This window comes from Lactobacillus helveticus (assembly GCF_046109915.1).
Classification (GTDB): domain Bacteria; phylum Bacillota; class Bacilli; order Lactobacillales; family Lactobacillaceae; genus Lactobacillus; species Lactobacillus helveticus.
Genome location: NZ_CP151471.1, coordinates 361,967 through 379,987, shown reverse-complemented (window position 1 = coordinate 379,987; position 18,021 = coordinate 361,967). Strand labels below are relative to the sequence as shown.

The following is an 18,021-nucleotide window of genomic DNA, read 5'->3' as shown; positions in this document are numbered from 1 at the left end:
AATTATCCTAACTCTTGATTTACAAACTTATCTAATTCATCAATTAACATTTCGGTTGCCTTGTCATCAGTAGGTCTCTTAACCTCAACGATACCATCAGCAGCCTTTTTACCAACCGTAATTCTAATAGGTGCACCTACTAAATCTGCATCAGCAAATTTAACACCAGCACGTTCCTTACGATCATCGTATAAAACATCATACTTTTCACTGAACTTCTTTTCAAGTTTTTCAGCTAATTCAGTTTGATCTTCTTTGTTCATCTTCATTTGAACAATATGAATTGCAAACGGAGCGATTTCCTTTGGCCAAGCAACACCATGTTCAGTCAAGTGTTGTTCTACAGCTGCTGAAAGCATTCTAGTAACACCAATACCATATGAACCCATGATAACTGGCTTAGCCTTACCATTTTGATCTAAGAAATCGGCACCCATGGTCTTAGTGTAATAAGTTCCAAGCTTGAAAATGTGACCAACTTCGATTGATGTTGTGAATTTAAGTGGTAAATGATCTACAGGATCTGGTTCACCTTCATTTGCTATTCTAATATCAACAAATTCATCAACCTTAAAGTCACGATCTAAGTTAGCATTTTCAAATTGGTAATCTGTTTCACCAGCACCAACAACTACGTTGTAAAGATCCTTAACAGTTTCATCAGCAATAATCTTATCAGCCCAATCAGCATTAACTGGACCAACGCCGCCCTTTTCACTGCCAGTAATTTCTTTCAAATCAGCTGTATCTGCTTCATGAACTTCATCAGCATCAAGAACGTGACCAAGTTTTACTTCATTAATTTGCTTATCGCCACGAATTAAAACTAAAACTTTTTGATCATCAGCAATGTAAAGAATGCTCTTAACAATTCTAGTTGCTGGAACGTTCAAGAACTTAGCTAATTTTTCAATTGTATCGCAGCCTGGAGTTGCAACCTTAGTAAGTTCTTTAGCATCTTCTGGTTCTTGCTTAAAGGTATCAATACTTTTAGCCATTTCAAGGTTAGCAGCATATGTACCCTTTTCATTAGTAGCAATGGTGTCTTCACCGATAGCAGCAGGAGCTTGGAATTCAGTTGAATTCTTACCACCCATTGTACCTGAATCAGCAATTACAGGGTGCACAGTTACACCAGCACGCTTAAAGATACGCTTGTATGCACTCTTTTGATCATCAAATTGTTCATCCAATTGGTCACGAGTTGCAGCAAAACTGTAACCATCAAGCATTACAAATTCACGACCACGAAGCAAACCAAAACGAGGACGGTTTTCGTCACGGAACTTAGTTTGAATTTGGTATAAAGCTAATGGCATTTGCTTGTAACTCTTAAGATTCTTAGCAATGATTTCTGTAAAAGTCTCTTCATGAGTAGGTCCAAGCAAACTTTCACGACCATGGCGGTCCTTTAACTTGAACATTTCAGCACCGTATTTTTTGTAACGGCCTGATTCTTGCCATAAAGTAGCTGGCAACAAGTGAGGCATAATCATTTCAGGAACATTGATTTTTTCCATTTCATCTTCAATAATTCCTTCAGCCTTACGCAATACTCGATAACCTAATGGAAGATAAGCATAAACGCCGGCTGTAACCTGACGAATATATCCCCCTCTAATCATTAGCTTATGACTTTCTGCCACAGCATCTGATGGAGCTTCCTTTAAAGTTGGCATAAAAAATTTCGATTGACGCATTACTTTCTCCTAAAGTAAAAAACAAAACTATATTAATTAATTATTATTTTATGAAATAGCGATAAATATCATTGCCTGTAACTGCAATAATCAATACTAACAATAAACCAAAGCCAATTAATTCAACAATTGCTTCATGTTCTTCTGAAATTGGTTTACCGCGAACTAATTCAATTAAGTTCAATAAAAGTTTACCACCATCTAAGCCTGGAATTGGAATTAAATTAACAATTCCTAAATTAATTGAAATCATTGCTAAAAAGGCTAACACATACGTAAAGCCCATTTGTGAAACCTGCGAAGTTTGAGAATAAATTCCTACTGGTCCAGATAACTTGTTAAGACTGAAATGTCTAAACAAATTTCCTACTGCGTTAAAAATCAAACCCGTCGTGGAAACTGCTGTATCCCAACCTCTTTTTAATTTCACACCAGCATTTTCGTTGCTTTTAGCAACAATACCAATTTGATAAACTTTTTGTTTTTGAACAAGGTGAGCCTTCGGTTTAATCACTACAGTTCTAGTAGAACCATCTTTACTTAATTCAAACTTAAGACTTTTGCCTTTACTTTGGTTAACTTTTTCAGTTACTTGTTCAAAATTATTAATCTTTTGACCATTAATCACTACAATTCGATCACCTGACTTAATTTTAGCAATTTGGGCAGGTGAACCATTAGTAGTAGATTGAATAGTAGTTGTTGCAGGGCCTGGTACTGTAAATGTCCAAATTAAGAACACCACAAAGCCCAGCAAAATATTCATGAAAGGGCCAGCAAAATTAGTTGCTAATTTTTGCCAAACCTTTGCTTCATTAAATTGAGTATCACGAGGCGCAATAATTAGCTCTGTACCATTTTTTTCAATGATGGTTGCATCATGGTTAACATGGTAAGTTACTGGCTTGTTTTCATCGCCATTCTCATATCCCTCAATTATTAAGTCATCTACTAAATCTGCTTTAGTAACTTGTACAGGAATACCTTCAATTGGCATATCAGACTCAGAAGCATCTATTCTAACGACTTCATCCTGATCATTTAACTGTAAAATCACAGTCATGCCTGGATCTAGTTTACTTTCATCATCAGAACCTGCTAATCGAACATAGCCACCAAGTGGTAACCATCTAATCGTATAAGTAGTAGGATTCCTTCTAATCTGAAATAACTTAGGTCCCATACCAATTGAAAACTCTTGAACAAGTATACCGGATTTTTTGGCTACAATAAAATGTCCAAATTCATGAACAAAAACTAATAGACCAAAAACAATTAAAAAGATTAGTATACCTTTCAATAAATTTCTCCTAGTGAACAATACCTAAGATAGCTGCTACTACAGGTAAAACAAATAACATACTATCAAATCGGTCTAAAATACCACCATGTCCTGGTAAGATCTTACCAGAGTCTTTGACACCGTAGAAACGCTTATATGCTGACTCAACTAAGTCTCCCATTTGGCCTACGATTGAAAGGAAGAATGCCAAAATTACCATAGTTAATTCGGAGACTCCAAAGACAATGTTAAAGTGACGCAAAATAGCTAAGTAAATTGCACTACAAATTAATGCACAAATAACTGCACCAATGGATCCTTCCCAAGTTTTATTAGGACTAATTACTGGCCACAACTTATGTTTACCGATTTTGCGACCAATCATATAAGCACCAATATCAGTTGACCAAACAACTACAAATACATATCCCAATAAAGCCAAACCATTTTGTGGGTAAGCTCTAATAGCTGCCATGTAGTGGAAGCCAATTCCAATGTAAAGGGATGCTAAGATATAAACACCAACATCATCAAAAGTGGTCTTATTTTTAGAAAGTACTGTCCAAGTTAAAAACAGCATAATAATTCCAAAGAATACTCCAAACTTAGTTATGTTAGGTGGAAATGCCTTAAAAAATGAATCAGGCACGGTCCAAGTCAATGTTGCAAGCAATGCTAACAAGAAATCAAATGAGACCAATATTTGCTTTTTCATTAAAAAGATTTCACTAATGCCAACTGCAGCAAATAATACAGTCAACCAATCCATCCAAAGGCCACCTGCAAGCACAATTGGAATAAATAAAATCAAGGCAATAACTGCCGTAATTACACGTTGTTTCATATTAACTATCCGATTCGTCTACCTTACCAAAGCGCCGATTACGGTGCTTATAATCATCTACAAATTTTCTTAAATCATCTTCATCAAAATCTGGCCAATTTTTATCACTAAAAGCTAATTCTGAATATGCTAACTGCCATAATAAAAAATTAGATATTCTTTGTTCGCCTGATGTTCTAATTAATAAATCAGGATCTTGATATTTACCAAAATTCTTAGTCATCAAATGTTGTGAGATCATTTTTTCAGTAATATCTTCGCTTTTTAATGCACCAGCTTCAATCATGCCACCTAATTCTTGCATTGCAGTAGTTATTTCTCTTCTAGAACCATAATTAAAAGCAAAATTAAGGATTAAGCCAGTGTTATTAGCAGTTTCTGACATTGCTCGTTGTACTATTTGATAAGTTTTTTCTGGCAGCTCATCTAAGTACCCCATAATGTTAACTTTAACGTTATTTTCCATTAAAGTAGGCATGTATTTATCAAAGAAACGCACAGGAAGATTCATTAGATATGCAACTTCCTCTTTAGGTCTGGCCCAATTTTCAGTAGAAAAAGCATATAAAGTTAAGACTTTAATTCCTAACTTATCTGCAGCTAATGTGATTCGCTCAACATTATCCATGCCCTCACGATGTCCTACAAAGCGAGGCTTATGTCTTTTCTTGGCCCAGCGTCCATTGCCGTCCATGATAATAGCTAAATGATTTAATTCATTATCTGTCTTGCTCATGCTTAACCTTGAGTAATTTCCTTACGCTTTTCATCAGCAAGTTGATCGATCTTCTTGGTAGAATCATCAGTTATTTTTTGAACTTGCTTTTCTAAATTGCGTTGTTCATCTTCGGTAATGTTGCCGTCTTTTTGTTCTTTCTTCAAAGCATCCATAGCTTCACGACGAACATTTCTGACAGCAATTTTAGCATCTTCAGCATACTTTCCTACTTCTTTGGCGATTTCTTCTCTTCTTTCACCAGTAAGTTGTGGAATAACCAATCTAATTACTTTACCATCGTTAGCTGGAGTTAAGCCTAAATTTGAAGCCAAAAGTGCGTGTTCGATATCATCCAAACTATTTTGATCATATGGAGTAATGAGTAAAACACGTGGTTCAGGAATAGTAATACTTGACATTTGAGTTAATGGGGTTGGAGCACCATAATATTCAACTTGAACATTGTCAAGAAGAGCTGCGTTAGCTACACCTGCACGAATTGAAGCTAATCTCTTTTGATAAACCTTAATAGATTTATCCATATTATCTTGAGCTTTTTTAATTGTTTCGTTATTCATTATTTGTCACCTCTAATAACAGTACCAATATTTTCACCCATAACAACCTTCTTAATGTTGCCTGGTGTATTTACATTAAATACAATTAATGGGATTTCAGTATCCATTGAAAGTGAACTTGCGGTTCTATCCATAACCTTCAAGTTCTTTGAAATTAAATCAAGTTGAGTTAATTCAGTGAACTTAGTAGCTGTTGGATCAGTCTTAGGATCAGCTGAATAAACACCATCTACGCCATTTTTGGCCATCAAAATTACATCAGCACCAATTTCAGCAGCACGAAGAGCTGCAGTGGTATCAGTTGAGAAGTATGGGTTACCTGTACCACCACCAAAAATAACTACGCGACCCTTTTCAAGATGACGAAGTGCTCTTCTTCTAATGTAAGGTTCAGCAATTTGTCTCATTTCAATTGAAGTTTGCATTCTGGTAGGAACACCAACTTTTTCAAGACCATCTTGTAATGCTAATCCATTCATAATAGTAGCAAGCATGCCCATGTAATCAGCTTGTGCACGTTCCATACCTAACTTAGCGCCAGTTTCACCACGCCACATATTACCGCCACCACATACGATGCCGATTTCAACGCCTAAATCATAAACAGACTTAATTTCCTTAGCTAAGTGACCAATTACAGTTGGATTAATTCCATTTCCTTTATCACCTGCTAAAGCTTCACCTGATATTTTTAAAATGATACGTTTATATTTAACTTGACTCATAGTGACCTCCTCTAATAGCTTTAATTATTCTACCATATCTAACTCAACAATGTCTTGATAGTAAAAGCAAACAAAAGAAAAAATAAAAAGGAGAAGCACTTACTGTACTCCTCCTTTCTACATATTTTGTAATTAAAATTACTTCATTTGTTCGCGAACTTCAGCAGCAAAGTCTTCTTGCTTCTTTTCGATACCTTCACCAACTTCGAAACGTTGGAAAGCAACTAACTTAGCTCCCTTTTCCTTCAAGAATTCGCCAACAGTCTTGCTATCATCCATAATGTAGTCTTGTGATAAAACTGCAAAATGCTTATCTACTTGAGTGTTGTCATCGATAAAGCGTTGCATCTTACCAGGAATAATTCTGTCCCAGATCTTTTCTGGCTTACCTTCTTCTTTAAGTTCAGCCTTGACGTCTTCCTTAGCCTTAGCTAAAACGTCATCAGTTAATTGCTTTTCTGAACCATAAACAAGGTGTGGTAATGGCTTCTTGTGTACCAATGCACGACTTTCATTGTCTTGGTCGATCTTGTGGTTCATTACAGCTAATTGATCAGTAATAAATTGATCATCTAATTCTTCAGGTGAAATAACCTTTGGCTTCATAGCTGCAATGTGCATTGCCAAGTGCTTAGCAGTAGCTGCATCGGCACCTTCTAAAACAGTAATAACACCGATTTGGCCACCATTGTGTTGGTAAGCACCAAATTCTTGGTCATCATTCTTCTTTTCCAAAGCGAAACGACGTAAAACAATCTTTTCACCAATGGTAGCAGTTGCATTAACAAATGCTTGATCTAAAGTTGAACCATCGTCCATCTTTAATTCCTTAGCTGCTTCCATATCAGCAGGTTGACCTTCAGCAATGGTCTTAGTTGCATCCTTTACTAAGTTAACAAACTTATCATTTGAAGAAACAAAGTCAGTTTCTGAGTTAACTTCAGTAATAGCTGCAACATTACCATTAACGTAAACACCAGTCAAACCTTCAGCTGCAACACGGTCAGCCTTCTTAGCAGCTTTAGCCATACCCTTATCACGAAGATATTGGATAGCTTTGTCCATGTCACCGTCAACTTCTACCAATGCCTTCTTAGCGTCCATAACGCCAGCACCAGTACGTTCACGTAATTCTTTAACTAATTTTGCAGTAATTTGTGCCATTAATAGATCCTCCTACGGAACTAACAGTAAAAACTAGTCTTCTGGGTTTTCTTCAGCGCTAACGATTTCTTCTGAACCATCAGCATTTTTCTTAAAGTCAACCTCAACAGATTCGTCATCTTGACCTTGCTTACCTTCTACGATAGCGTCAGCCATAGCACCAGCAATTAAGCGGATAGCACGGATAGCGTCATCGTTTGATGGGATAACTACGTCAATTGGATCTGGATCAGTGTTAGTGTCCACCATAGCTACAACTGGGATACCCAAAATGTTAGCTTCGTGAACAGCGATCTTTTCCTTCTTAGGGTCTACTACGAACAATACATCTGGGATTCTTGGCATATCTTCGATACCACCTAAGAATCTTTCAAGCTTGTCCATTTCCTTAGTTAAAAGTGCAACTTCCTTCTTTGGAAGAACATCAAAGGTACCGTCTTGTGACATTTCCTTTAATTGCTTTAATCTCTTAACACGGCTTTGGATAGTAGTCCAGTTAGTCAAGGTACCACCTAACCAACGTTGGTTTACGTAGTATTGACCTGCACGAGTTGCTTCTTCAGCAATTGAGTCTTGAGCTTGCTTCTTAGTACCTACAAATAAGAATACGCCACCGTCTTCGGCAACAGTCTTAATAAAGTTGTAAGCATCATCTAACATCTTGATAGTCTTTTGCAAGTCAATGATGTAGATACCATTTCTTTGAGTGAAAATGTAAGGAGCCATCTTTGGGTTCCATCTTCTAGTTTGGTGACCGAAGTGGACACCAGCTTCAAGCAATTGCTTCATTGTAACAACGTCTGCCATATTTATATTCCTCCTATGGTTTTATATCCTCTCAAGCGTTCATTTCATCATCAAACCACTACCTAGGGCACCACGATGATGATCGCTCTTGATGTGTTTTAAAATTATATGCTCACACAGCATACTCGCATATTTTACAAAAAATCTTTTTATATTTCAAGCTAAAAATCAATATTATGTTCTCTTAAGAATTTTTCTTTCCAAGAACGGGAATGATACTTAAACCAATACTCTCTCTTCAAAGCTAAACGCTTATCATCGAATTGTTCATGATAGATCATGCGAACTGGTCGTCTTGACTTGGTATATTTAGCCCCTTTACCAGAATTATGCATTTTTAATCGATGGTCTAAATCATTAGTAAAACCACCGTAAAAACTGCCATCATTGCAAAGCAAAACATAAAAATAATACTTGCCGTACGCGTCATGTTTAGCCTTATCTTCAGGAGTTTCTCGAACAATTCTCTGAATCAATGGTTTAAACTCATCATTTTTATCATGAACTTCAATTGCATCCCTAAGTTCCGTTCCATCGGTCCCAGTATGCTTGACAGCTTCCACAATAATCAAATTTGCATCATCTCCGCGGTGAGACACAAATGGCTGCACTAACTTTACACTTAGATCATGTTTCATGCAGTAGTAACAGATCTCGCCTAATCGTTCAGGACGATGCACCATGAACATCTTCCCTTTCATTTTTAATAATCCACTGGCAACTTCAATAATCTGCTCTAAATTAATTAGTAATTCATGACGGGCAATTGCCTTTTTTCTATCAGGATTAACTTCATGTCCCTCAGGTGTCTTAAAATATGGCGGATTAACAGTGACTACATCATAGCTATCTTTACGCAAAAATTTTGCGGCATTCAACACGTTATCCTTATGCACTGCTATGCGATTTTCCATTCGGTTGAGTTCAATAGAACGTTTAGCTTGAGAATATATCTCATCTTGAATCTCAATTGCATCATAATGTGCTCGATTAAAATAAGCCATATAAATAGTAGCAGCACAATTTCCTGCACATAAGTCTACAACTTTGTCTCGATCACGAATTTGATTCTTAGCCCAATAAGCTAAAAGCAATGTATCCATAGAAAAGCTAAAGGCAGTTTTATCTTGGATAATCCGCAAATCATCACTATACATATAATCAATTCGTTCATTATCTTTAAGTTCTACCATAAAAATATTTGCCTTTCTTGTCTATCTATTTTTATAATATTACAACAATTGGAGGAACAAAAAAGATGTTTTATAAAATAATCCGTCCGATTGCCCGTTTTATTGTATGGGTATTAAATGGACATTTACACATTCATCATAAGAATCGTTTGCCTAAAGGCAACTATATCTTAGTTGCACCTCACCGTACTTGGTGGGAACCTATTTTATTTGCTTTAGGTGCCAGTCCAATGGAATTTATGTTCATGGCGAAAATAGAACTGTTTAAAAATCCGGTTTTACGTTTTATTTTAGATCATGCCCATGCCTTCCCTGTTGACCGGAAGAACCCTGGTCCATCTGCATTGAAGATTCCAGTTAAAGGGTTAAGAAAAGGTGAACTATCACTCATCATTTTTCCATCTGGCACAAGACATTCAGCTGAATTAAAAGGTGGTGCGCTTTTAATTTCTAAAATGTCACAAAAGCCAATGGTTCCAGTGGTTTATCAAGGGCCTTTATCCTTCAAGGGTTTATTAAAACGAAAAGGATTAGAGGTTAATTTTGGTGATCCAATTACTATTGATCGCAAAACTAAATTAACCCATGAAAATGAAAAAATCATTTATCAGCAATTAGAAGACGCTTGGAAGAAATTAGATGATGAACTTGATCCTAATTTTCACTATGTTGCCAAGTAAAAGATGCTTAACTCACTTATTGAGTTAAGTATTTTTTATTGCTTAAAAATTTTAGTGTTAAAATAAGTAATTAGGTTTAATAATTAGTGGAGGAAATTACATTGTTAGAAAAAACATTTTACAAAATGATGCTCAGTAAGTCCTTCCCTTTTCCCGTTAAAGTAACTTATTGGGACGGTAAAAGCGAAGTATATGGTAACGGTACCCCAGAAATTGAAATGGTTTTCAATGAAAAAATTCCAATGGGCGACATTACAAGAAATGCATCCCTAACACTTGGTGAAGCATACATGGACAAGAAAATTGAAATCCATGGCAGCATTCAAAAATTAATTGACGGCGCATACGAAAGTGCCGACAGTTTCATGCGTTCATCCAAATTCCGTAAATTCTTGCCTAAAACTAAACATACTGAAAAGCAAAGTGAAGAGGACGTTCAAAGTCACTATGATATCGGTAATGATTTCTACGAACAATGGCTTGACCCAACCTTGACTTATTCATGTGCTTACTTTACGGACGATAATAAAGATGATCTTGAACAAGCTCAGATCGCCAAGGTACATCACATTTTAAACAAGTTACACCCACAAAAAGGAAAGACTTTGCTTGATATTGGTTGTGGCTGGGGTACTTTGATGTTCACTGCAGCTAAAGAATATGGTCTTAAAGTTACCGGTGTTACTTTGAGTGAAGAACAATACAAGTTAGTTCAAAAGAAGATTTATGACGAAAACTTGCAAGATGTTGCCGAAGTTAAACTTGAAGATTATCGTGAATTAGGTGATCAACAATGGGATTACGTCACTTCAGTTGGTATGTTTGAACACGTTGGTTCTGAAAACTTGGGTGAATACTTCAATGATGTAGCTAAATACTTAAAGACCGATGGTGTAGCCTTAATCCATGGTATTACTCGTCAACAAGGCGGTGCCACTAATGCTTGGATTAACAAATACATCTTCCCAGGTGGTTACATTCCAGGTTTAGTTGAAATTATTTCTAGAATTGAAGAAGCTCACTTGCAAATTAGTGACATTGAAATGCTCCGTCGTCACTACCAAAGGACTTTGGAAATTTGGGACAAGAACTTTAACAATGCTCGTCCTGAAATTGAAAAGAAGATGAGCGAAAGATTCTGCAGAATGTGGGATATGTACCTTCAAGCATGTGCTGCCAGCTTTGAATCAGGCAACATTGATGTTGTACAATATCTTTTAACTAAGGGCCCATCTGGTAAGAACTTGCCAATGACTCGTGATTACATGCTTAATAATAAATAAGTGCAAACCAAAAATGGCTACTGGAAAAATCCAGTAGTCATTTTTATTTTGTCTAAATTACCAAATAGTAATTCTATCTTCAGGATCAAGCCACATGCCATCATCAGGCTTAACATCAAATGCAGTGTAGAAATCGTCTTGACATTGAACTGGGATATTTACACGAGTTGGTTGTGGTGCATGAACGTCAACTTGCACTTCAGTTTTAATTGCTTCTGGACGTTGCTTTTGCATCCAGCTTCTTGCATAATTTTCAAACAAGTCTTTCAAATCAACATTGTCGTTCTTACCAGCTTGAACAGCACAAGCAAGCCCTGCCAAGTCAGCAATATTTTCTCCTACTACTTGCTTACCGTTAATCTTAGCTGGACCGTATTGCAAGCCATCAAAAATATCAACCATTTGGCCAATCCGCTTATTGAATTCAGCGAAGTCTTCATCAGTCCACCAGTTATTCATATTTCCGTGTTCATCAAATTTAGCACCACTATTATCAAAGGCATGAGAAACTTCATGACCAATAGTTGCACCGATACCACCGTAATTTGCACCACGGGATTGATGAATATCATAAAATGGCGCTTGCAAAATACCAGCTGGGAAAGTTAAATCATTTCTTTGTGGATCATAACAAGCATTGTTCAAGTTTCCTGGCATGAGCCATACTGAACGATCTACTGGCTGAGTTAATTTATCGAGCATATACTTGGTGCGTACCGTTGCCATTTGAGCTTCATTTTCATAAAGACTCCTTTCTGGGTCAATTTGCAAAAGATCATAAATCTTTTCGATTTTTTCTGGATAACCAATCTTAAGTACTAAAGCTCTTAATTTAATAATTGCCTTTTTCTTAGTATCTTCAGATAACCAATTATTATCATTGATTCTTTGCTCATATACTTTAAGCATATTGTGGATCATATCTTCGACATCGTGTTTAGCTTCTTCACCAAAGTATTTCTTACCATAAAAAATACCAACAACTTCATCAAAAGCACCATTAGCTAAACGATAGGCTTGCTTAATTTGAGAAGGCAATTCTGGCGTACCTGAAATTGCTTGGTTAAATGGAAATGCAGCGTCACGGAAATCTTGTGACAAGTACTTAGCTACGCTATTAATATATTTAACCAGCATCCAGCCTTTAATTTCATCAAAGTTTGCCGGATTAATTAATTCATCAGCATGGTCAAGGAAACGTGGTTCCATTACAATTACTCGTTCAACTTTTTCAGGCAAAATTGTCTTTAAAAAGTCAGCCATATCAAATGACTTAAACTTAGCTAAGAATTCAGTCAAAGAAACCGGATTATAGATTGCAGCATAATCTGACCATTCTTCAGTAGACTTGACGACCTTGGATAATTTTTGATCAAAGGCTAAAGCATTTTGAACATAAACACGTGCTTCTTCTTTACCAATACCTGCCATCTCTAACAAGTTGATACTTTGTTTTTCTAAAATATCAAGTAATTTTTTAGCTTCAGGTGTCTTATAAGTAGTTGTATCTGGTAAAAATGTGCTTGGACCACCAAAATGCAAGACATTAACATCTGTATTTTTCATGTCAGCATCTACATCAAATACAAAAGGCAAGGCATATGGACCCATGAAGAGCTCTGTTGCATTATCCTTAAATTTATCAAAGTTAGTTAAATCAAGGATCTTTTGTAAATCATTTTGAATTGGGTTTGCCTTTTCAGCATCCCTTTTATCAAAATTCTTCGCAATCTTATACAAGGCAATCGCCTTATCGAAGTCACGAATATCTGGCATCTTTTCCTTACCAGACGCAATATCCGCAAAATCTTTCATCATGCGTTTTTCAATTTTAATATCTAATTCAGTATTTACTCCGGCAGAAGTTTGATCTGCAGGAATTTCTGCTTTAGACAACCATTCGGAATTGACGGCTAAATATAAATTATCTTGTGGCTTAGCGTTTAAATCAGGTTCAGCAACATCCCCTGCACCGCCACGTACAGCTAAATATCTTCTCATATTTGCTCCTTATAGAAATATTCATAATTATTTAATCATTCAAATTCATTATAGCAAAAAGAACGTCTGAGGATTAACCAAACGTTCTTCCGCATTAATTTTCGCCTTCATTTTTTTGCAAGGTATATAAATTGTAATAATAGCCTTTCTTGGCAAGCAGTTCTTCGTGATTACCTCTTTCAACAATTCGACCTTGATCAAGTACAATAATTTGATCAGCATCTGCGATAGTCGAAAGTCGGTGTGCAATTGCCAAAGTCGTACGACCTTTACGGAGTCTCTTTAACCCTTCCTGAATTAAAGTTTCCGTTTCTTTACCTACATTTGCGGTTGCCTCATCTAAAACTAAAATCTTAGGATCTGTTACCAAAGTTCTAGCAAAAGAGATCAATTGCTTTTGACCTTGACTTAATTCTGCACCGCCTTCAATTACCTTGGCGTGATATTTACCAGGCATCTTTTCAATAAATTGATCTGCTTGAACAGTCTCAGCTGCCTTTTTAATCTGATCATCTGTAATTTCTTGATTATACAAACGAATATTAGATGCAATATCACCATAAAACATGAATGGTTCTTGTAAGACCAGGCCTAATTTTTTACGTAATTCTTCTTTAGGATATTTTCTAATATCAACGTCATCAATTAATACTTGCCCTTTTCCAAATTCGTAAAAACGCATCATTACATTAATAATTGAGCTTTTGCCCGAACCGGTGTGTCCCACGATTCCAAGAGTCTCACCCGGATTAACTACAAATGATACATCATGCAAAATCTCATGCTTGCCATCATAAGAAAAGCTAACATGCTTAAATTCAATTTTCCCTCGATTGATAGTTAAACCTGCTTGAGCATCTTGCTGTGGTTCATATTGTTCATCATCTAAAATTCTAAAAATTCTTTTACCTGCGATAATCCCATCTTGGAAAAAGGTCATCTGATCCATCATAGTAGAAATAGGATTAAATAATTGTGAGATATATTGTGAAAATGCATAAACAACACCTGCAGGTACAAAAACTTCTCTTAAAGGAAAGCCAAAATACATTAATGAAACAGCTAATGCAAGCGAATAAAGCAAACTTGTTAAAGGTGAAAGCAATAATGAATTTACCCGGATCATATTAAACCGCGTCTGCATTAAACCACCATTTTCACCTTCAAAATGGTTAGTCATTCGCTTTTCTTGATTAAACTGCTGAATGATTGATACGCCTTCGATTGATTCATTCAGATTCGCATTAATTCTACTTAAACGTTCTCGATAATTACGATAAAGACGGGAACTTTTTTGTGAATAAAGCCAGATCACAAATAGCAAAATAGGTACAAAGACCAATACAATCCAACCCGCAACCACATTAGTAGTAAACATGGCCACTAGCGCAGTTACAACTGAAAATAGACCAATTACTACTGTTGATAAAACAGTTAAGAAATTACTGAGAGTCATCGTATCATTGGTAACTCTAGAAACGATTGAACCAGCTGGTGTTTGATCAAAATAACGCATTCCCAATTGATGCAATTTTCTGTATAAAGCTCGACGTACACTCTCCAATGTTTTTTCCGAACCTAACGCAAAGAAATACTGATATGTAAATTGAATTATTGCTTTAAGAAGCGAACCTATCGCATACAGTAAACCCGCAAACAAAATAATTTGAACTGAGGTACTTTGATGAAGCAAAAAATGATCTAAAAAATACTGCAAACCTCTAGGCAATAAGATATTGATGACACTTACTAAAAATGCACCACATAGAGCAATAATCATTTCAGTTTTGAATTGCTTAACAAACTTCATCAAGCGTTTAAAAATGGTCACTTGTTCTTTAAATGGGACTGCCTTAGCCCAGATTGACTCTTGTTGTTCATCATTCATTTATATCTTCACCTCCATTTTCTTGTCTGCGCCACATTTCTGCATACCAACCGTTTTCAGCTAAAAGCTGTTGGTGATTGCCTCGTTCAACAATTTGCCCATTTTTCAATACTAGAATCAAATCCGCATCCATAACTGAAGTCAAACGATGAGCTGCAATCATAGTCGTCTTATTTTCTCTTTCTTTTCTCAATGCTGACAAAATTTCCGTTTCAGTTTTTGCATCTACAGCTGATAAAGCATCATCTAAAATCAAAATCTGAGTGTCTTTTAATACGGCACGAGCAATTGACATTCTTTGTCGTTGTCCACCAGACAATGATAGTCCATTTTCTCCTACTAGAGTTTGATAGCCCTTAGGCATCTTTAAAACATCTTCATGCAAATCACTCTTTTGTGCTGCCAAAGCAATATCTTCTTGATCCGCATCCTCTGAAGAAAATGCAATGTTTCTTCCAATACTAGTAGAAAATAGGAAATTATTCTGTGGTACATACGAGATTTGACTAAGCAACAATTTTAACGGAATTGTTCGAATATCTTTACCATTCAATGTAATTTGACCATCATACTGATCAAATTCTCTTAACAGCAATTCAATAATTGTTGTCTTTCCTGCGCCGACTCGGCCAACTAAGCCAAGTGTTTGTCCTGGTCTCAATTTAAAATCAATATTCTTCAAAACAGGAATATCTTTTTCATCTGGATATGCAAAGGTCTTTATTTGGTAATCCAAGTCTCCCTGTAAATCTTCCGCGGAAAGCGTGTTATCTGCATGTGCATCCGTAATCAATGGCTTTTCTTGCAAAAGCTTTTCTACACGATCATAACTAGCACTACCACGCTCTAAAATATTGAACAAATAGCCAATGGCAAACATCGGCCAAACCATATTAGAAATATAAGCAATGAATGATACCAATTGTCCAATTGATAAAACATGGTGAGTTACTAGTAAGCCACCATAAATAATTGTGATTACATAAGTAGCTCCAATAATTGCCGTACCTAAGGGATCAAATAATGAATCCCACACAAAAACTTTTTTATTGATTTTAATCGTATCATCGACCATTTTATCGAAAGCAGCTGTATCTTCTTTGCCTTGATCAAATGTCTTTAATACTTTAATCCCAGTAATTGATTCTTGAGTTTTATTATTTAACCGTGAGAATGCTGCTTGTGATTTATCAAATGCATCGTGTAAATGATCACCTAATTTCCAGGCACCAAGAGCCAAAAATGGCAAAGGCAACAATGCAACGATCGTTAATCGCCAATCCACAAAAATAATCATGGCAACCATTGTCGATAAACCCATGACTAATGAGTCAACTAGAGTCAACACGCCATCACCAGCTACATTTTGAATGGCACTCACATCATTGGTGGCATGAGCCATCAAGTCTCCAGTTCGGTGTCTCTGATAAAAAGTTCGATCCATGATCATGAAATGATCAAACAGTTTTGAGCGCATTTGACGTTCAAGCTCAGCAGCTCCACCCCAAATTTGCTTTCGCCAAAAGTAACGCAAAATATAAAGAGTAAAAGCAGCCGCTAAAACGGCAATAATTAATGCAGCATATTTGCTCCAGGAAATGTGACCCTTGTCTAATTGGTCTGCCGTTAAGCCTAAAACTCTCGGAGGAATTAAGTTAGCTAGTGAAGTCAACGCTAAAAAAGTAATTCCAATAATATAGCGCTTCTTTTCCTGTTTAAAAAACCATCCTAATTTGCTAAAAATACCCACTTTTTAACCTAATTTTCCTAAAAAAGTATAAAAAAAGAGTAAAGGAAAAACCTTTACCCTTCAATCCAACAAAAAATCAAATTATTTTTGTTGGTGTTTCATCATGTTCATTACTTGGTGAACCTTCTTGTTAGAAGGCTTTTGTCCCATTTGAGACATCATAGCAACAATCATGTCTTCACTAATTGGAGGATTTTCCTTAAAATATTTCTTCATGTATGCTCTTGCACCATAAAAACCTGCAACAGCGCCGACCAAAAGTGCAATAATAATCAAAAAAATTGCTAAACCTAAATTCATATTAATCCTCCATAACTAACAATAATATCTTACATAAATTTTCATCTTTTTTAAAGACTTAATTAATCTTTTCTAAGACCTTTTTTGCGTTGTGCACGCTTGGCTCTTTCGGAAGTTACTTCTTTGCCATTCTTATCAATAATTACCATATTTTCAACATCTTGCTTAAAGGCAGCTCTGAAGTTGGCAAGGAATTTTTTGTGAAGTTCTTTACGTTCTTGTTCCTCTTCAGGAGTCAAACCTTCCTTTTCTTTCTTATGGTAAAGTTCGTTAATTCGATCTGTTACCTTTTTTTCCTCTTCTTTACTCATTGCATCTTTATTCATATATATTCACCTCGCATTAACAATCTTTAGTCTACAGTATTTTATACAATAAAAAAAGATACTTTTCATAGAACATTCGTTTGAGACTATGCTATTTTTTTGTTAAAATAAGCATAAATAAAATCTTTTTTACAATAACGGAGAAAAATTATGTCTAAGAAAAACAGTGATACCAAACAACTAGAAATTTTACGCTATATTTATGATACTGTCGACCATCGTGGCTTTCCACCAACAGTTCGGGAGATTTGTGCTGCAGTTAAGCTATCTTCTACGTCTACCGTTCACGGGCATTTGGCTCGATTAGAACGCAAAGGCCTTTTAATCAAAGATGCAACTAAACCCCGTGCACTCGAAATTACCGATGAGGGTAAAAAAGAATTAGGCATCAAGCCAAAGAGAATTCCAGTTGTTGGCGTTGTTGCTGCTGGACAACCAATTTTAGCAGTTCAAGACATAGATGAATACTTCCCACTTCCACCAGATCTTGAAAATGATGCTGGTGAACTCTTTATGTTAAAAATTCACGGTGAAAGCATGATCAATGCCGGCATTTTAAACGGCGATAATGTTATCGTCAAAAAACAAAACATCGCTAATAATGGCGAAATCGTAGTAGCTATGACTGCTGAAAATGAAGCCACTGTTAAACGTTTTTATAAAGAAAAAGATCATTACCGTTTGCAACCAGAAAATGATACAATGGCTCCAATTATCTTACCTGAGGTAACTATTTTAGGTAAAGTGGTTGGTCTTTACAGAAACAATATCGATTAGTAATC

General features: G+C 36.0%; 17 protein-coding genes. 3 read left to right on the top strand and 14 right to left on the bottom strand.

Annotated features, from left to right (window positions below; all coding sequences use genetic code 11):
• Positions 1 to 2: 2 nt before the first annotated feature.
• From AADV52_RS02015 to AADV52_RS01975, 9 genes are all read right to left on the bottom strand, one after another.
• Positions 3 to 1,700 carry a proline--tRNA ligase gene (locus AADV52_RS02015; protein ID WP_014918629.1) on the bottom strand — a complete coding sequence of 566 codons (1,698 nt, stop codon included), beginning with the start codon at positions 1,698 to 1,700 and terminating at the stop codon, positions 3 to 5.
• A gap of 43 nt (positions 1,701 to 1,743) precedes the next feature.
• Positions 1,744 to 3,000, bottom strand: coding sequence for an RIP metalloprotease RseP (gene rseP / locus AADV52_RS02010; RefSeq protein WP_014918628.1), 1,257 nt, complete (start codon positions 2,998 to 3,000; stop codon positions 1,744 to 1,746).
• Between the two features lie 10 nt (positions 3,001 to 3,010).
• Positions 3,011 to 3,826, bottom strand: a complete 816-nt coding sequence (locus AADV52_RS02005; protein ID WP_014918627.1) for a phosphatidate cytidylyltransferase — start codon at positions 3,824 to 3,826, stop codon at positions 3,011 to 3,013.
• 1 nt (position 3,827) lies between these two features.
• Positions 3,828 to 4,562, bottom strand: coding sequence for an isoprenyl transferase (locus tag AADV52_RS02000; protein WP_014918626.1), 735 nt, complete (start codon positions 4,560 to 4,562; stop codon positions 3,828 to 3,830).
• Between the two features lie 2 nt (positions 4,563 to 4,564).
• Positions 4,565 to 5,122 (bottom strand): ribosome recycling factor, encoded by a 558-nt coding sequence (gene frr / locus AADV52_RS01995; RefSeq protein WP_012212007.1) that lies wholly within the window; start codon positions 5,120 to 5,122, stop codon positions 4,565 to 4,567.
• Complete coding sequence (gene pyrH, locus AADV52_RS01990; protein ID WP_014563421.1) at positions 5,122 to 5,847, bottom strand: UMP kinase; 726 nt, start codon at positions 5,845 to 5,847, stop codon at positions 5,122 to 5,124. Before pyrH ends, frr begins: the two co-directional genes overlap by 1 nt.
• Before the next feature lie 138 nt (positions 5,848 to 5,985).
• Positions 5,986 to 7,011: a translation elongation factor Ts gene (gene tsf, locus AADV52_RS01985; RefSeq protein ID WP_014918625.1), complete on the bottom strand. Its 1,026-nt coding sequence runs from the start codon at positions 7,009 to 7,011 to the stop codon at positions 5,986 to 5,988.
• 33 nt (positions 7,012 to 7,044) lie between these two features.
• Complete coding sequence (gene rpsB, locus AADV52_RS01980; RefSeq protein WP_014918624.1) at positions 7,045 to 7,818, bottom strand: 30S ribosomal protein S2; 774 nt, start codon at positions 7,816 to 7,818, stop codon at positions 7,045 to 7,047.
• Positions 7,819 to 7,979: 161 nt separating this feature from the next.
• The gene (locus AADV52_RS01975) at positions 7,980 to 9,011 is read right to left on the bottom strand and encodes a GIY-YIG nuclease family protein (RefSeq protein WP_014918623.1); all 1,032 of its coding nucleotides are present in this window, start codon (positions 9,009 to 9,011) and stop codon (positions 7,980 to 7,982) included.
• Positions 9,012 to 9,076: 65 nt separating this feature from the next.
• On the opposite strand from AADV52_RS01975, the gene AADV52_RS01970 reads away from it, so the two are divergent.
• Together AADV52_RS01970 and AADV52_RS01965 are read left to right on the top strand one after the other, a co-directional pair.
• Positions 9,077 to 9,691 carry a lysophospholipid acyltransferase family protein gene (locus tag AADV52_RS01970; RefSeq protein ID WP_014918622.1) on the top strand — a complete coding sequence of 205 codons (615 nt, stop codon included), beginning with the start codon at positions 9,077 to 9,079 and terminating at the stop codon, positions 9,689 to 9,691.
• A 101-nt stretch (positions 9,692 to 9,792) separates the two neighbouring features.
• Positions 9,793 to 10,974 carry an SAM-dependent methyltransferase gene (locus AADV52_RS01965; protein ID WP_014918621.1) on the top strand — a complete coding sequence of 394 codons (1,182 nt, stop codon included), beginning with the start codon at positions 9,793 to 9,795 and terminating at the stop codon, positions 10,972 to 10,974.
• 57 nt (positions 10,975 to 11,031) lie between these two features.
• On the opposite strand, the gene AADV52_RS01960 is transcribed toward AADV52_RS01965, so the two are convergent.
• From AADV52_RS01960 to AADV52_RS01940, 5 genes are all read right to left on the bottom strand, one after another.
• A complete protein-coding gene (locus tag AADV52_RS01960; RefSeq protein WP_014918620.1) occupies positions 11,032 to 12,975 on the bottom strand; it encodes a M13 family metallopeptidase in 1,944 nt (647 codons plus the stop codon).
• Between the two features lie 94 nt (positions 12,976 to 13,069).
• On the bottom strand, positions 13,070 to 14,863 hold the full coding sequence (locus AADV52_RS01955; protein WP_014918619.1) for an ABC transporter ATP-binding protein: 1,794 nt from the start codon (positions 14,861 to 14,863) through the stop codon (positions 13,070 to 13,072).
• Positions 14,856 to 16,613, bottom strand: a complete 1,758-nt coding sequence (locus AADV52_RS01950) for an ABC transporter ATP-binding protein (RefSeq protein WP_014918618.1) — start codon at positions 16,611 to 16,613, stop codon at positions 14,856 to 14,858. Before AADV52_RS01950 ends, AADV52_RS01955 begins: the two co-directional genes overlap by 8 nt.
• An 81-nt stretch (positions 16,614 to 16,694) precedes the next feature.
• Positions 16,695 to 16,913, bottom strand: a complete 219-nt coding sequence (locus AADV52_RS01945; RefSeq protein ID WP_012212011.1) for a YneF family protein — start codon at positions 16,911 to 16,913, stop codon at positions 16,695 to 16,697.
• Between the two features lie 62 nt (positions 16,914 to 16,975).
• Positions 16,976 to 17,239 carry a DUF896 domain-containing protein gene (locus tag AADV52_RS01940; protein ID WP_014918617.1) on the bottom strand — a complete coding sequence of 88 codons (264 nt, stop codon included), beginning with the start codon at positions 17,237 to 17,239 and terminating at the stop codon, positions 16,976 to 16,978.
• Positions 17,240 to 17,389: 150 nt separating this feature from the next.
• Here AADV52_RS01940 and lexA point away from each other — a divergent pair, with 150 nt between their 5' ends.
• Positions 17,390 to 18,016 carry a transcriptional repressor LexA gene (gene lexA, locus AADV52_RS01935; protein WP_014918616.1) on the top strand — a complete coding sequence of 209 codons (627 nt, stop codon included), beginning with the start codon at positions 17,390 to 17,392 and terminating at the stop codon, positions 18,014 to 18,016.
• Positions 18,017 to 18,021: the final 5 nt, after the last annotated feature.

Bases quoted from the DNA above. Each gene is read 5' to 3' on its own strand.
- lexA (WP_014918616.1), top strand. From the start codon at position 17,390: ATGTCTAAGAAAAACAGTGATACCAAACAACTAGAAATTTTACGCTAT.
- AADV52_RS01975 (WP_014918623.1), bottom strand. From the start codon at position 9,011: ATGGTAGAACTTAAAGATAATGAACGAATTGATTATATGTATAGTGAT.
- AADV52_RS02000 (WP_014918626.1), bottom strand. From the start codon at position 4,562: ATGAGCAAGACAGATAATGAATTAAATCATTTAGCTATTATCATGGAC.
- rpsB (WP_014918624.1), bottom strand. From the start codon at position 7,818: ATGGCAGACGTTGTTACAATGAAGCAATTGCTTGAAGCTGGTGTCCAC.
- AADV52_RS01940 (WP_014918617.1), bottom strand. From the start codon at position 17,239: ATGAATAAAGATGCAATGAGTAAAGAAGAGGAAAAAAAGGTAACAGAT.
- pyrH (WP_014563421.1), bottom strand. From the start codon at position 5,847: ATGAGTCAAGTTAAATATAAACGTATCATTTTAAAAATATCAGGTGAA.
- AADV52_RS02015 (WP_014918629.1), bottom strand. From the start codon at position 1,700: ATGCGTCAATCGAAATTTTTTATGCCAACTTTAAAGGAAGCTCCATCA.
- frr (WP_012212007.1), bottom strand. From the start codon at position 5,122: ATGAATAACGAAACAATTAAAAAAGCTCAAGATAATATGGATAAATCT.
- AADV52_RS01945 (WP_012212011.1), bottom strand. From the start codon at position 16,913: ATGAATTTAGGTTTAGCAATTTTTTTGATTATTATTGCACTTTTGGTC.
- AADV52_RS01960 (WP_014918620.1), bottom strand. From the start codon at position 12,975: ATGAGAAGATATTTAGCTGTACGTGGCGGTGCAGGGGATGTTGCTGAA.
- AADV52_RS01955 (WP_014918619.1), bottom strand. From the start codon at position 14,863: ATGAATGATGAACAACAAGAGTCAATCTGGGCTAAGGCAGTCCCATTT.
- AADV52_RS01970 (WP_014918622.1), top strand. From the start codon at position 9,077: ATGTTTTATAAAATAATCCGTCCGATTGCCCGTTTTATTGTATGGGTA.
- tsf (WP_014918625.1), bottom strand. From the start codon at position 7,011: ATGGCACAAATTACTGCAAAATTAGTTAAAGAATTACGTGAACGTACT.
- AADV52_RS02005 (WP_014918627.1), bottom strand. From the start codon at position 3,826: ATGAAACAACGTGTAATTACGGCAGTTATTGCCTTGATTTTATTTATT.